The following is a 15,227-nucleotide window of genomic DNA, read 5'->3' as shown; positions in this document are numbered from 1 at the left end:
AATCCCTATGCAAAGGATTCATTTTATGAGAAGGAGATGCAGATGACGCTTCAGATATTATCATTTATCCAATTAAGTGATTCGCAAAAGGATCTCATCCGTAAAAGCGGCGACTGCCATATTAACTGTCTGCGCCCCAAAGAAGCTGCTGTTCATTATGGACAAATCGATGTCCTCTTGGGATATGATGCGCAGATGGATATGGATGCATTTCTTCCACAAATGCCCAATTTAAAGTGGATCCATACGTACAGTGCTGGTGTAGAGCGTCTTCTTGCCAACGAGAACTTCCGACGTTCCGATATTTTATTGACCAACTCACGCGGGATTCACGGTATTCCCATGGCTGAACACATCCTCGGGACGATGCTCTCGTTCAGTCGCTGTCTCATCGAAGCGTGGGAGAATCAAAAAGCACACCAGTGGAAGAGGCTCACAGCCCCTGATGAGCTCTATGGGAAGACTGCTGCTGTCGTTGGCTTGGGAAGCATTGGTCGAGAGGTGTCAAAGCATCTAAAGAACGTTGGAATGCGTGTCGTTGCCGTCAAGCGAAAGAAAACGACCGAGCCGTTTGTAGATGAACTGTTCGACACGGAGCATCTGGGAGAGGCGTTGTCCAAGGCAGATTATGTGATCGTTGCACTTCCTCTGACCCCACAGACACATCAGCTCTTTGACAGCAGAGCATTCAACATGATGAAGGAGACTGCATTCTTTATCAACGTATCCAGAGGTGACGTGGTCAATGAAGACGACCTTGTTGATGCCCTGTCCTCAAAGCGGATTCGTGGGGCTTCCTTAGACGTATTTGCAGAGGAACCACTGCCGGAGGATTCACCGCTATGGGATGTGGAAAATCTTTATATCACTCCACACCACTCATCAATCTCCCCTATGTATCTGGATCGCTCTCTCAAAATTTTCCGCAACAATTTGCAAATCTTTCCACAGCGGATTGGAATGCTCAATGTCGTAGATAAGATGCGCGGATATTAATGGCACGATTCTCCACGGCGCACCTCCCTGCGTCCCGTTTTTTACCTTGTTATGACCAAACGAACTGATAGCATACTCTCAGTTCTCTCCATCAGCTTCCTTCAGAATAGCCAGCACCAGTGAATCCTCCGGTGCTGGTTTTTTTTGATGCTGTACGATGATTTCTGCTTCTTTTATCGCTCCTATTTTCCGCAATTTATTTGCCCCAAGGATGGGATGGTATTGGCAGATATGCAACGCTATACCAATTCTTCCACGATGTCCGCTCGTTTCCCGGATAAAATACTCAACAAGATGCGGAAGAAAACGATACACAAGGACGGACAGTACCTTCCCCCATACATCAGCCATCCCCTTTTCGCGCCCGATATCATGCAATAGAGCACATCGCGTCAACAGGATATACGCATCGGAATGGACGACGTCATATTGCAGATATTTTTTTTGCGCACTTCGTGCGACACGCCATGCATGGAATTGATCCGCTTCGTGCATGGCATAAAACAGCTTCTGCTCTTCTTTGGATAAGTAGCAGCGAACGAATGTGTTTGCCTCTGCATCCAAACGTCCGAATACAGCATACAGAAACTGCCGTATACGCTGTATCATGCGAAATACTCAAAAGCTATGTATCCCTTTTGTTTTCCTGAGGATGCCGCTTCATTCTTTGTCTGCGGAGCGACAGCAAGCTCTACGACATTGCCATCATTTCGAAGGGCTTTTGCACGTGTGATCGCCGGCTGGATCTGTCCTTCCCCATATCCGATATATACGTCCTTCTGCGCCATTTGTGCATTGACGTTCTGTCGCTTTCGTGCCAGTACAACACGTTCCATCCCAAGGGCGAATCCGGTCGCAGGCATTGGAGTTCCATATTTACCCAACAGATCATCATAGCGGCCTCCCCCGCACAAAGGAAAGCCAAGTCCCGGGGAATATCCTTCAAAGACCATGCCCGTATAATAGTGAAAATCGCGAATCACGCCAAAATCAAAATACACGTAGTCTGCCAAGTGATAGTCTTTCAGGATCGAGTATATTTCCACCAAATTATTCGTTGCGTGTTGACTTTCTTGGTTCAATGGAAGATTGTAAATATGCTCAATGACATCCTCCTTCCCATTCAAAAGAGGAATACTCTTTAGGAGCTCTTTAGAGGCAGAAGAGATAGAGAGTGTATCAATGATTTGATTCGTTTGCACAATGTCGTGAGATTCCATCGCATTCTTTAATGCTTCACGATGCGCATCATCGATCCCAAAGGCCGTCATCATCCCTTTGAGGAAGTTCACCTGCCCAATATGAATCTGGAACTCCTTTATCCCACATGCCAGGACAGCCTCGATGGCAAGCGCAATGATCTCTGCATCTGCCGCCGCAGTATGGCATCCCATCAGCTCTACACCTGCTTGATGAAATTCGCATTGACGACCTTCCTGCGTCTGCTCAATGCGAAATACGTTGCCGATATACGATAATTTAAGCGGTGCAGGAAGATCTTTTAACCGACTGCTGACCAAACGCGCAATCGGCGTCGTCATTTCATTGCGCAAGGCAAGAAGTCTGTTTTTATTTCCAGAAAGAATAAAGAGGTCATTCTCTTCCTGAATGCGAGAAACAAGAGTTTCCAAATGCTCGATTGTCGGCGTAGCAATCTCGTCATATCCCCATGAGGAAAAGATCTGCGATAGGATTTGATCGAGGTAACGCATTTCAATGACATCAGCAGGAAGCAGATCTCTTGTCCCATATGGGGTTTCTAGGATAGCGTTTTTAGCATTCATCTGTATCTCCTCCGTCCGCATTCACCGAAAGACATCCATTCTTCAGAACGAGTGTGTATCCATCTGCACCGTAATTTAGGCAGCGCTTCACACGACTGATTGTTGCCGTGCTTGCACCTGTATGGGCAACAACCTCATCATAGGTATTTCCCCCGTATAACATACGCGCAACATCAAGTCTTTGTGCCATGGCACGAAGTTCGCCAATGGTGCAAAGATCTTCAAAAAATTGATAGCATTCATCAACGGTCTGCAGAGAGAGAACCGCACGAAACAACTGATCAGTGGAAGGAACCTTTCGTCTTTGATCTATCATTTGTCATTTCCTTTCATAATATGTTCAGCAACAGTATAGCATAGATTCATGTGCGCGAGAAGAATGGACAAAACATACATTCTCTACAAATAAAAATATAATTCGATTTGATCCGTCTGATGAAGATCAGACCATTCCGTGTTCGGCATCGAGACGGAAATTAAGGCTGGGGCATCTTCCTCTCCTGAATCATCTGCAGAGGTGATATCTTCTACCGTACCTTCCCTTTTTATCCCATCTAGTGAATAGGTAACAATTTGCCCGAGATAGATTTGTTTGGCCGTATCGGAGGAAACTTCTGCTTCGATTCGTATGTGATCCGTGCATTCAATTTCCATAATGTTGCTTTCTGGTTCGAGGACATCTCCATTCTGAACATATAATTGAGAAACGACTCCATTCCATTTTGTATAGATATCGGTAGAATAAGATGGTTCTTTTGCCTTTTTTAACAATGCTTCTGCCTGGTTTAATTGATCTTCCGCTCCTTTTAGGGCAGCAGAGTTGAACGCTATCGATGAAGTTCCCCTATTTTCTTGCACAGAAGACTGCATTTCCTCATACTCCCGAACAGCTTCCTCTTTTTTTGCTGCACTGACCGCCCCCATCTCATATAACGCAGACATACGTTCCACTTTACTGCGTGCAGCATCAACAGCTTCGTTGGAAATCAGTGAAATCTCTGGCTGATCAGAAACAGCTGCACCAGCGCGAAGCTGGTTAACATTGTTTTGAGCGAGTGTCACGCTCTGCTGTAAGCGTTGGATGTCCTCGTCAGAAAAAGTCTTTTGTACTGTTACCAGGAGATCTCCTTGTTTTACATGATCTCCAGTGCTGACATGGAGTTCCTGTACCATCATGCGATCCGAAGACTGCAGGTATTTTTTCTCACAGGAAATATACGCTTGAGAAACATGAAAGCCGCTGCTCGTACTTTTTGCATAAATCAATATGCCAGAGACCAAAAGAATCATGCAGATAAATACAATAAGATAACGAATACTTTTGCCCTTGATTTTTTGTGTTATATCCTGTTCCATGTCTCTGCCTTCTAAAAAAGGGCTGTCAGCACGTGACAGCCCAATCATCATGGTTGTATTATTTTCCTGCCTGCTGACGTATGACAAGAACTGCATCGTCAAAGGCCTGTGGCAAGTTCTGCGGCATTTTTCCACCAGCCTGTGCCATGTCGGGGCGTCCACCACCGCCTCCACCAACGGCTTTAGCAGCCGCCTTAATGATGTTGCCGGCATGGGCACCATAGGCTACAGCATCTTGGTCTGCCTTAACGACGAGATTCACCTTATCGTTAGCCGCCATACCAAGAACGACAATGCCCGCACTGAGCTTTTCGCAGGTAAGATCTGCAATATTGCGAAGTTCCTCCATGGAATCCACATTTACTTTTCCAACAATGACGTGGAATTTTCCAATTTCCTGGACATCTGACAGCAGTTTTTGTGCGTCTGCTTGATCGCGAGAGTCTGCGAAAACACGTAACTGCTCCTGCATATTCTTCTTCTCGTCGATCAGTTTATCGACTTGCGTGAGCAGGTCTCCCGCCTTTACTTTCAGCCGCTGAGAAAGTGTACGGATCAGCGCATCCGTTTCTGACACATACTGATATGCCGCACGGCCGGTAATTGCTTCGATACGGCGTACGCCTGCAGCAACACCAGATTCGCCAATGATCTTAAAAAGACCGATCTGTCCTGTGTTGGATACATGAGAACCGCCACACAGCTCGATGCTGAAATTCGGAACCTCAACCACACGGACAATATCGCCGTACTTCTCTCCAAAGAGAGCCATTGCACCGCGTTCTTTCGCCACTGCAATTGGCATCGTTGAAATGTCGAGATCGATTGAGCTAAGAACTTCTTCGTTGACCAAATCCTCGATATCCTGCACCTGCTGCTGTGTCAAAGGTTCAAAATTCGTAAAATCGAAGCGAAGTCGTTCAGGCGTCACCAAAGACCCTGCCTGATGCACATGATCTCCGACAATTCTCTGGAGTGCCGCCTGAAGAAGATGTGTTGCTGTATGATTACGTGCGGATGATAGCTTATGCACCTCATCCAGCTGAATTTGAACTGTCTCTCCTCGCTGAATCTGACCTTCCTCAACATACGCCAGATGATAAACTGTCCCATCAGGAAGTCTTTTCGTATTACGGATAACAATTCGTCCGACATCACTGAGGAGAAGCCCAGCATCTCCTACCTGTCCGCCGCCCTCCGCGTGGAACGGCGTGGTGCTCAGGATGATTCCGGCGCTTTCTCCATCATGCAGCATGTCGACCAGAGCCCCATCACGCCAAATGGCGACAACCTCAGCCTTGCGCGCCTCTGCGTTTTCGGTCAGGGCTGATGTATCCAATCCGGAAAGATCCGGAACAGCCACAGCCTGGTTCTCAGCCCGTGCACTTCTTGCCCGGTTGCGCTGTTTTTCCATTTCCTGCGCAAATCCAGCATCGTCCAACTTGAGGCCATTCTCATGAAGAATTTCCTCAGTAAGTTCACGGGGAAATCCATAGGTATCATAGAGTTTGAATCCGACTTCTCCGGGAAGTATCTGCTGTGCATTCGCTTTCAGCGAGTCAATCTCTTCATTCAGGAGATCAATGCCCTGGACGAGCGTCGCAGCAAACCGTTCTTCTTCAATGCGTATGACACGCTTAATGTATTCCTCTTTCGATACGAGTTCGCTAAAGTCTTTTACATCACCAAAGATTTCGATGACAGCATCAACCGCTCCGTCCAGGAATGGCTTTGTGATGCCCAACATCCGTCCATGACGGATCGCACGCCGTATCGTACGGCGCAATACATATCCTCTTCCCTCATTGGATGGCAGAATTCCGTCCATGATCATAATGACAACAGAACGCGCATGATCGGCGATGACCTTGAGGGATATATCTTTTTGTGGATCAGCGCCATACTCCGTCTGAGATACATTGACAGCATATTCGATAACAGGATAGAGCAAATCGGTTTCGAAATTTGTCTTCTTATTTTGTACGACAGAAGCAAGACGCTCAAGTCCGCAGCCCGTATCGATGTTTTTATGGGCAAGGAGGTTATACTCACCATCCTCGGTGCGATCATATTGTGTAAAGACGAGATTCCAGATTTCGAGGAATCGATCACAATCGCATCCTACACTGCAGGTCGGACTGCCACAGCCACGTTCCGCTCCGAGATCAATATATATCTCAGAATCAGGACCGCATGGCCCCGGGCCAATCTCCCAGAAATTATCTTCCAACGGGACAATATGATCCAGGGAAAGCCCCGGCTGCTCCAACCAAATCTGTCGTGCTTCGTCATCGTTCGGATAGATGGTTACCCAAAGCTTCTCTTTGGGCAGTTCAATGACTTCAGTCAGAAACTCCCATGCCCAAGGAATCGCTTCCTTCTTGAAATAGTCTCCAAAGGAGAAGTTTCCGAGCATCTCAAAAAATGTCTGATGCCGAGCAGTACGCCCGACGTTTTCTATATCTCCTGTACGCACACAGCGCTGACAAGTAACGATGCGATGGCGCGGCGGCTTTACCTTACCGGTAAAAAATGGCTTGAGGGGTGCCATGCCGGCACCGATCAAAAGCAACGTCGGGTCATTCTCCGGGACAAGAGAATAGCTGGGCAAACGAAGATGTCCCTTCTTCTCTGCAAAAAAATTAAGATATGCTTCCCGCAGTTCTTTTCCCGTCATATATTTCAATTCAATCGCCCTCCCAGCATCGATTCGTTTGTAAGTATAACACATTTCATTGGAAAAATATATTACATCAGACTTTTAACCAATTCCATGGCCTGTTCCTGTGCCATGAGGATTTCTCTCGGTTTATTCCCTCCCCCGCTCGGGCCAATGATATGCAGTTCCTCCATAGTATCCACCAGCCGTGCCGCTCTGGAGTATCCAACACGAAATCTCCTCTGTATACTGGACGATGATGCCTGCCCTGTGGACATGACTAGCTCTACGGCATCCGGTAGAAGTTTGTCCTGCTTGACGAGAGATTCGTCCTCTTCGGAAGAATCATCTTCTTTAGAATCATTCTCAATAAAGTCAATGAGCTCTTCATTTTCACTGACCTCTTGTCCTTGTGAGCGGATGTAGTCAAGAAGCATTTCAACTTCTTCGTCACTGATAAATGCTCCCTGCACGCGGATCGGTTTTGGGGCTCCCTGCGGGGAAAAGAGCATATCCCCCTTACCAAGCAAGGTTTCTGCACCGCCGCGATCCAAAATCGTACGGGAATCGACCTGTGAGGAGACCGCAAACGAGATGCGGGAAGGAAGATTTGCCTTGATGATGCCCGTAATGACATTGACGGACGGCCGCTGTGTCGCTAGGATCATGTGAATCCCGGCGGCACGCGCTTTCTGTAGGATTCTGCAAATGGAATCTTCCACATCGCGTGGGGATACCATCATAAGATCCGCCAGCTCATCAATCACAATGACGATGAACGGCATCTTTTCTTCGGCATAACGACGATTGAACGACTTGATGTCACGCACACTGTGTGATGCAAAGACAGCGTATCGTTTCTCCATCTCTTGCACAGCCCAGTTCAGTACGGACGACGCCTTCTTAGGATCCGTCACGACGGGAACCATGAGGTGTGGGATTCCATTGTAATTAGAAAGCTCGACCATCTTCGGGTCGATGAGGATGAACTTTACTTCATCCGGAGCAGCTTTGAACAGAATACTGGAAATCAACGTATTGATGCAGACCGACTTACCCGAACCAGTAGCCCCGGCAACCAATAAATGCGGCATTTTCCCAATATCTGCAAAGATCGCCTGCCCGCTGATATCCATACCAAGACCAACAGTAAGCTTTGACTGCGCCTCTTGGAAGGCAGGATTCTCCAAAACGTCACGCAGCTGAACACTTTCCAGGATACGGTTAGGAATCTCAATACCAATGGCGGCTTTTCCCGGCACCGGTTCAATACGAACCGATGTGGTGGCAAGCTGTAAAGCGATATCTTCAGCTAAATTCGTGATTTTGCTAACCTTCACGCCGGGAGCAGGTTCCAAATCATAACGCGTTACAGCAGGACCGTGACATGCACTAACCACCTTTGCATTCACATGAAAGCTCTCCAGTGTCTGTTGGAGGGTATGTGCATTTTCTTCGATTTCTTGGTCAAGCGACTCATTCTCTTTCTTCACATGCTTAGAAAGTATATGTGTGACTTTAGGAAGTATATAAGCTGTTTGCCCTGCTGTCTCAGCGTCCGGGGAGCTAATCTGCTCAGAACTCAGTGCCGTAGCTGTCTCAGTATCGTCCTGTCGCTCCTCTTCGTCTGACGCTTCCTGTTCCTCTGCGTCGGATATCGTATCGTCTGTTTCCTCGATTTCATCTGACGCAATTCTTAGCACCTCAATGAGCTGCTCGTACGGCACAGATGGAATTTCCTCTGGTAAATTCTCTTCGCTTTTTTGTATGGAGAATTGAGTGGGTGTATTCTCGTGTTCTTGTTTCAGCGTTGTCAAATAGGCGCCAGAACTGGTCTCCTGCTCTACCACCATGCTTTCCACAGAAGGGGCGGCAGAAATAGGTTCTTCCTCTGCGATAGGCGTATGTATTTCAGGTTCCGCTGACATGCTGTTCTGCATCTTTTCTTCAGTATCATCTGGTTGATTTTTTGTATCGTCCGTCTGGCTGTGCTGCCCCACAAACAGGTGGTCTTGTTCCTGATTGTACGGCATCGTGTCGGTCATCTGATTGACCATCTGCGTCGTCCGCTGCTCAAATTTTTCTGCGACTGTTCCAATTGTCTCACGTGTTGTATGAAGGGCAGCCCCCGCCGCCTGAGCACTTTTCTTTGCCTGTTCACGCGTTTTTATGTAGCCGGATGCCAACGACCATGTAGTCGATAGGAGAATTGAACCGACGACGAATGTGCCCAATAGAATGACCGCACCGTCTACTCCGAAGAGAGCGCGCAGTACAAATAAAACACCGCCGCCAAGAAGTCCACCGCCTTCCGAAAGGCTTTGCGGAAGGATTTCTTCGCCCACAGGAACGACAAAATGATGCCATATTGCCAAAAGGGAGATGAATAAACCAATCACACCGAAGAACTTTTTGGTGTATTGTACGCCGCGATGATGCGTGATATATTGTATGCTGATCAGCAGAACGATAAGGATGGCAAAGAATGCCCCCCAGCCAAATAGATAACGAAATATATCCGCAAAAAAGAATCCAACGAACCCCACATTGAGACCGAGCAGCCCTATGCCGGAGATCAGTGCGAAGGAGAGCAGGATAAGGCCGATGAGTTCGTATTTCCGTCCTGATCCATTGGTCGTCGTATTTCCGTATTTTGCAGAAACAGATTTAGACGGTCGCCGACCAGAACTTTTCTTTTTCAAAAAGAATCCCCCCATATCATATTATGCCTCCGTTCTTGACAGAACGGAGGCATAATACATACCCCATTGATCTGGGAAACAGTATACTATTTTGTCAGTCGATCTGCAACCCTTTGCGCCTCATAGAGGATACGCTCTTCATCGAGTGTTGTCAGAGCGCCATTTTCCATCAGGAGTGAGCCATTGACCATCACTGTGTCAATCGACGAGGACTTCGCCGCATAGGCAAGAAGCGAAGCAGGATGATAACATGGCGTCCACTCTACACCGTGCATCGAGAAAAGCACGATATCTGCCTTATCCCCCTTCTGAAGCTTTCCAATATGAGGAAGGGACAGCGCTTGAGCACCATATTCCGTCCCCATTTTTATGGCGGTCAATGCCGGGACAGCCAACGGGTCTAATGTATTTACCTTATGAAGGAGTGCCGTCAGCTGGATCTCATCAAGCATATCCAGATTATTATTGCTGGACGCACCATCTGTGCCGAGTGCAACGCAGACCCCCTCTGCCAGAAGCCGTGGAACAGGTGCCGTTCCGCTTGCCAACTTCATATTGCTGCCCGGATTGTGTACCACACGAATGTGATACTTTTTGATGATATCAATGTCCTCATCATCCAAATGCACACAATGTGCTGCAAGCGTTCCATTTTCAAAGAGGCCAGTAGAAGCAACATGGGCAAACGGGCGTTTCCCGTATTTCTTCATGCAATCTTCAACTTCTCCGATGGTCTCTGACATGTGGATGTGAACCTCAGCACCGAGAGCCTGTGCTTTTTCAGCAACTTTTTTTAGATAGTCCGGCGGACATGTATAAAGTGCATGAGGACCAAACATGACCGTGATGCGACCATCTGCTGTGCCGTGGAAATTCTCGTAGAGGTATACGTTTTCATCAATTTTTTTCTCAGCATCGGGAGCAAGCCCGATAAGCCCTCTGGATAGTACGCCACGCAAGCCGGAAATCTCAACAACTTCGGCAACACGCTCCATATCCGGACCATACATATCGGCAAACGTCGTTGTTCCGCTGCGAATCATCTCGGCAGCAGCAAGCATCGCCCCCCAATAAATATCGTCTGAGCAAAGCTTTGCCTCTATTGGCCAGATCATCTGCTGCAGCCAGTCCATCAGCTTCATGTCATCTGCGTAACTGCGCAGCAGTGTCATCGAAGCATGTGTATGGGCATTGACAAATCCCGGAACAGCAAAATGTTTCGTCCCATCGATCACTTTCTGTGCGATGAAGTCATCAGGAACATCACCGACAGAAAAAATTTCATCGTTGGTGATGGCAATATTGACAACATCCGTTGTTCCATCCGGGAGAAGTGCCGTTACATTCTGAATCAGCGTATTCAACGTATATCTCCTTATGCCAGGCCAAGATAGCTCTTCTGGTCTGCACTGAGTGCATCGATTGCGATACCAAGCGATTTCAGTTTGATATTTGCAATCTCCACGTTGATTTCCTCCGGCATGAGATGAACGCCTTTTTCCATTTCCCGTCCATGACGAATTAAATGGAGGGCTGAGAAAAACTGTACGCCAAAGGAAAGATCCATGATCTCTGCTGGGTGTCCATCCCCTGCTGCAAGGTTGACCAGCCGCCCTTCTGCCAAGAGATAGAGGCGTCGACCATCCTTCTGAACAAATTCGCGGATATTTTCACGCACAACGGCATTCGATACAGAGGCTTCGGTCAGTTCAGGGATGTTGATTTCAACATCGAAATGGCCTGAATTAGCCATCATCGCGCCATCCTTCATCACATCAAAGTGATGCCTTCTAAGAATGTCTTTATTGCCTGTAAGTGTTAAGAAGATATCGCCAATCTTTGCCGCCTCATCCATCGGCATGACCCTAAACCCATCGAAAACGGCTTCAATTGCTTTGATCGGATCGACTTCCGTAATGATAACGTCTGCACCCAGTCCGCGTGCACGCATTGCACCGCCTTTGCCGCACCATCCGTAGCCTGCGATGACCACGGTCTTTCCAGCAATGACCAAGTTTGTCGTACGCATGATGCCGTCCCAAGTGGACTGCCCCGTTCCATATCGATTATCAAACAAATATTTGCAGTATGCATCATTGGCAGCAATCATCGGGAACTCAAGTTTTCCCTGCCGCGCCAATGCATGAAGACGATGAACGCCCGTCGTGGTTTCCTCTGATCCGCCAATCAGCGACGGAAGCAGTTCGCGCCGCGTAGTATGAAGCATATCGACCAAATCACCGCCGTCGTCAATGACAATATCCGGGTGTATATCGAGTGCCTTGTTCAGGAATTCGGCATACTCCTCATCGGTACAGCCATGCCAAGCAAATACGTGGATGCCTTCCTCCACCAGCGCCGCAGCAACGTCATCCTGCGTGGACAGAGGGTTGCTCCCCGTCACGGCAACATCTGCACCGGCATGCTTAAAGATTGTGGCCATATATGCCGTCTTTGCCTCTAAGTGCAGCGTGATGACCATCTTAATCCCTGCAAACGGTTTCGTCACTGAATACTCTTTATCTGCAGCCGCCATGACAGGCATAAAGCGCTTTACCCAGTCAATTTTTGCATGACCGGACGGTGCCAATTTAATATCACGAATCATGGATGTCATTACATTCATCTCCTCTAGTTTTCAATTCCCTTACGCGCGTCAACGCCATGTCGGTAGTAGTGACGCACCTCTTCCATATTGGTGATCAGATCTGCCCGATCCTGAAGCCATGAGGGAGCATTTCTCCCCGTGCAGACGACCTCTGTCTCCACAGGAACAAAATTCAACAGCTCTTCCATTTGCTCTCGCTGAATCAGGCCAAACGAGAGTGCCACATTGATCTCATCCAGAATGACGAGATCAAAGACTTGTTCGCGCAGGAGTCCGGTGACATGCCCTATGCCGGCAGACATCAGAGCAAGATAATCATGTGGTGGTTTTCCGTGTGGAAAAACGACGAGATCATCCCCAAAAGCCAGCCTAGTCTCTTCGTTCACCATCCCTTCCTCAGCAATAAAGAAAGGCTTTCCCGTTGTCTCCAGCGTCATATTCGCTAAGTCCTTTAGAATATGCTGCTCCGCGTATGCAAGACTTTTCATAAACTGCATCATGTATACACGATGCCCAGCCCCCAAAGAGCGAATTGCCAATCCAATCGCAGCGGTTGTCTTCCCCTTACCGTTTCCGGTGTAAACTTGAAGCATTAGAGCAACACCTTGTGACTGACGTTGATACGCCCTTTTTCATCGATTTCGACGACCTTGACTTCAAGTTGATCGCCGATATGAACAACGTCCTCAATGTTTTCAACACGGTGCTTGGCAATCTGAGAAATATGGCAAAGTCCTTCCTTCCCAGGGAGGAGTTCGACAAATGCCCCAAACTTCAAGAAGCGCGTCACGCGTCCGGTGTAAACCTCTCCTACCTGTACTTCACGGACGATATCCTCAATCATCTTGCGTGCGAGATTCATGGCCTCTGTATTGGGAGATGTAATAAAGATATTCCCATCTTCATGGATGTCGATATCCACCCCGGTCTCATCGATGATTTTGCGCACGACCTTGCCGCCGGTACCGATGACATCGCGTATTTTCTCAATGTCGATGCTAATTGTTTCTACACGCGGTGCATAAGGCGAGAGCTCTTCTGCCGGCTTATCGATACACTCAAGCATTCTGGAGAGGATAAAGGCTCTTCCCTGCTTTGCCTGCTCAAGGGCTGAGGCAAGAATATCTCGCGTGATCCCGGCAATCTTAATATCCATCTGAATGGCTGTAATCCCCTTCGATGTGCCTGCCACCTTAAAGTCCATATCTCCAAGAGCATCTTCCATCCCCTGTATGTCCGTCAGGATGGAATAGTCATCACCATCGCGCACCAAGCCCATCGCCACGCCGGAGACCGGACGCTTAATGGGGACACCGGCACACATAAGGGAGAGTGTGCTTCCACACACGCTGCCCATAGAACTGGAGCCATTGGATTCCAATATTTCCGAGACCAGCCGTATGGTATAGGGGAAATCCTCAATCGATGGAATCATCGGAAAAAGCGCGCGCTCCGCCAACGCCCCATGACCAATCTCACGGCGTCCGGGACTTCGCATGGGTCGTGCTTCTCCGACACTGTAGCCAGGGAAATTATAATGATGCAGGTAGTGTTTGGTTGTCTCAGGGCCAAGTCCGTCGATGATCTGCTCATCCCCAATGGAACCCAATGTCGTTACCGTGAGCACTTGCGTCTGCCCCCTGGTGAAAAGGCCTGAGCCATGGACACGCGGCAGAATGCCCACTTCGCAGCTGACCGGGCGAACTTCATCTAGGGCACGCCCATCCGGACGTATCTTCTCGTGCGTAATCATATGGCGCACGATTCCCTTCTCAATACGGTATAGGATCTGGGCAATTTCCTTCACTGCGTCCGGATATTCCTCAGTGAAGTGTACTATGGTCTCTTCCTTGATGGCAGAAATGTCTGCGTCACGAGCAAATTTGTCGCTGTTTCGCGTTGCTGCGTCAAGACGGGCTTCTGCATACGAGCGCACTTTTTCTTCCAGTTCTTCGGATACTTTGAATACCGCAGGAATCTGCTTCTCTTTTCCACAGGTCCGCTGTATGTTCTGTTGGAACTCGACTAGTCGCCGAATCTCTGCATGTCCAAAAAGGATAGCATCCAAAACAATTTCTTCCGGCAACTCGTTTGCTCCGGCTTCCACCATCATGACCGCATCGTATGAACCTGCGACGGTTAAGTTCAAATCAGAGTCAGCGCGCTGCTCCTCTGTCGGATTGATGACAAATGAGCCATTGATATAACCAACGCGTACCCCTGCAATTGGCCCCATAAAGGGGATGTCAGATATCGTCAGGGCACAAGACGCTCCGAGCATCGCTGCGATCTCAGCTGGATTATCCTGTTCCACGGAAAGAACCGTAGCCACAATCTGTACGTCATTACGAAATCCATCCGGAAACAGCGGGCGGATGGGACGGTCAATCAAACGTGCACAAAGGACAGCGTCACTGCTGGGACGTCCTTCCCGCTTGATAAAGCCCCCTGGAATCTTTCCTGCAGCATACATTTTTTCTTCGTAGTCTACGGTTAACGGGAAGAAATCAACACCTTCCCTGGGGGCTTTTGATGCTGTGGCCGTTACTAATACAACAGTATCACCATATCGAACTAAAACAGCGCCGTTTGCCTGTTTCGCCATTTTTCCATATTCGACCGTCAGTTTACGTCCGCCTAGGTCGATCTCGAAACTCTGCATAGTACCCTCCTCGGATTTTCACATACGCGTACAGTTAATGCATTCGACAAAACATTGCAGAATCCTTGTTTTCGCAGTAAAAAAGGACGGGAATCCCCGTCCTGTGCCTTTGCTCCGCTAAGCAATTACTTGCGAAGATTAAGTTTTGTAATAATAGAGCGATACCGCTCAATATCCGTCTGATAAAGATATCCGAGAAGACGGCGGCGGTGTCCGACCATCTTCAGCAGGCCACGGCGCGAATGATGGTCCTTCTTATGCTCTTTCAGATGCTCAGTGAGATACTGAATGCGGGCAGTTAAAACAGCAATCTGTACTTCAGGAGAGCCCGTATCTCCCTCGTGTACTGCATATTGCTTGATAATGTCCTGCTTCTGTTCCTGCGTGATCATAAAAAATCCTCCTCATAAAATAAATAGCCAATGACCAAGAAAACGTCGGACTACTCGCTATCTGAGTC

12 protein-coding genes are annotated in these 15,227 nt (G+C 48.2%); 1 reads left to right on the top strand and 11 read right to left on the bottom strand.

Translation table 11 applies throughout. The features are described from left to right. The first annotated feature begins 42 nt into the window (after positions 1-42). Entirely contained in the window at positions 43-996 is a 954-nt protein-coding gene (locus HMPREF0908_RS00600) for a D-2-hydroxyacid dehydrogenase (protein WP_040572276.1), read from the top strand. 78 nt (positions 997-1,074) lie between these two features. On the opposite strand, the gene HMPREF0908_RS00595 is transcribed toward HMPREF0908_RS00600, so the two are convergent. The 11 genes from HMPREF0908_RS00595 to rpsO all read right to left on the bottom strand — a co-directional run bounded on the left by HMPREF0908_RS00595 (position 1,075) and on the right by rpsO (position 15,159). Next, on the bottom strand, positions 1,075-1,605 hold the full coding sequence (locus HMPREF0908_RS00595) for a hypothetical protein (RefSeq protein WP_006689462.1): 531 nt from the start codon (positions 1,603-1,605) through the stop codon (positions 1,075-1,077). Next, positions 1,602-2,801: an ATP phosphoribosyltransferase regulatory subunit gene (hisZ, locus tag HMPREF0908_RS00590; protein WP_006689461.1), complete on the bottom strand. Its 1,200-nt coding sequence runs from the start codon at positions 2,799-2,801 to the stop codon at positions 1,602-1,604. The genes HMPREF0908_RS00595 and hisZ overlap by 4 nt, the downstream gene beginning before the upstream one ends. Next, entirely contained in the window at positions 2,770-3,096 is a 327-nt protein-coding gene (locus tag HMPREF0908_RS00585) for a YerC/YecD family TrpR-related protein (protein ID WP_006689460.1), read from the bottom strand. The genes hisZ and HMPREF0908_RS00585 overlap by 32 nt, the downstream gene beginning before the upstream one ends. A gap of 83 nt (positions 3,097-3,179) precedes the next feature. After that, on the bottom strand, positions 3,180-4,187 hold the full coding sequence (locus HMPREF0908_RS00580; RefSeq protein ID WP_006689459.1) for an HlyD family secretion protein: 1,008 nt from the start codon (positions 4,185-4,187) through the stop codon (positions 3,180-3,182). A 7-nt stretch (positions 4,188-4,194) separates the two neighbouring features. Further along, positions 4,195-6,813 (bottom strand): alanine--tRNA ligase, encoded by a 2,619-nt coding sequence (gene alaS / locus HMPREF0908_RS00575; RefSeq protein ID WP_245522908.1) that lies wholly within the window; start codon positions 6,811-6,813, stop codon positions 4,195-4,197. 71 nt (positions 6,814-6,884) lie between these two features. After that, entirely contained in the window at positions 6,885-9,512 is a 2,628-nt protein-coding gene (locus HMPREF0908_RS00570; protein ID WP_006689457.1) for an FtsK/SpoIIIE family DNA translocase, read from the bottom strand. A 71-nt stretch (positions 9,513-9,583) separates the two neighbouring features. After that, positions 9,584-10,861, bottom strand: a complete 1,278-nt coding sequence (locus HMPREF0908_RS00565) for an amidohydrolase (RefSeq protein ID WP_006689456.1) — start codon at positions 10,859-10,861, stop codon at positions 9,584-9,586. Between the two features lie 11 nt (positions 10,862-10,872). Continuing rightward, positions 10,873-12,114 (bottom strand): adenosylhomocysteinase, encoded by a 1,242-nt coding sequence (locus HMPREF0908_RS00560; protein WP_040572275.1) that lies wholly within the window; start codon positions 12,112-12,114, stop codon positions 10,873-10,875. A gap of 14 nt (positions 12,115-12,128) precedes the next feature. After that, positions 12,129-12,698: a cob(I)yrinic acid a,c-diamide adenosyltransferase gene (locus HMPREF0908_RS00555; RefSeq protein ID WP_006689454.1), complete on the bottom strand. Its 570-nt coding sequence runs from the start codon at positions 12,696-12,698 to the stop codon at positions 12,129-12,131. Then, positions 12,698-14,767: a polyribonucleotide nucleotidyltransferase gene (locus tag HMPREF0908_RS00550; protein ID WP_006689453.1), complete on the bottom strand. Its 2,070-nt coding sequence runs from the start codon at positions 14,765-14,767 to the stop codon at positions 12,698-12,700. The genes HMPREF0908_RS00555 and HMPREF0908_RS00550 overlap by 1 nt, the downstream gene beginning before the upstream one ends. 125 nt (positions 14,768-14,892) lie before the next feature. Further along, entirely contained in the window at positions 14,893-15,159 is a 267-nt protein-coding gene (gene rpsO, locus HMPREF0908_RS00545) for a 30S ribosomal protein S15 (RefSeq protein WP_006689452.1), read from the bottom strand. Positions 15,160-15,227: the final 68 nt, after the last annotated feature.

It is taken from the genome of Centipeda flueggei ATCC 43531, from assembly GCF_000160695.1.
Lineage (GTDB): Bacteria > Bacillota > Negativicutes > Selenomonadales > Selenomonadaceae > Centipeda > Centipeda flueggei.
The sequence above is the reverse complement of the archived record's forward strand: the minus strand, read 5'-3'. Positions and strand labels throughout refer to the sequence as shown.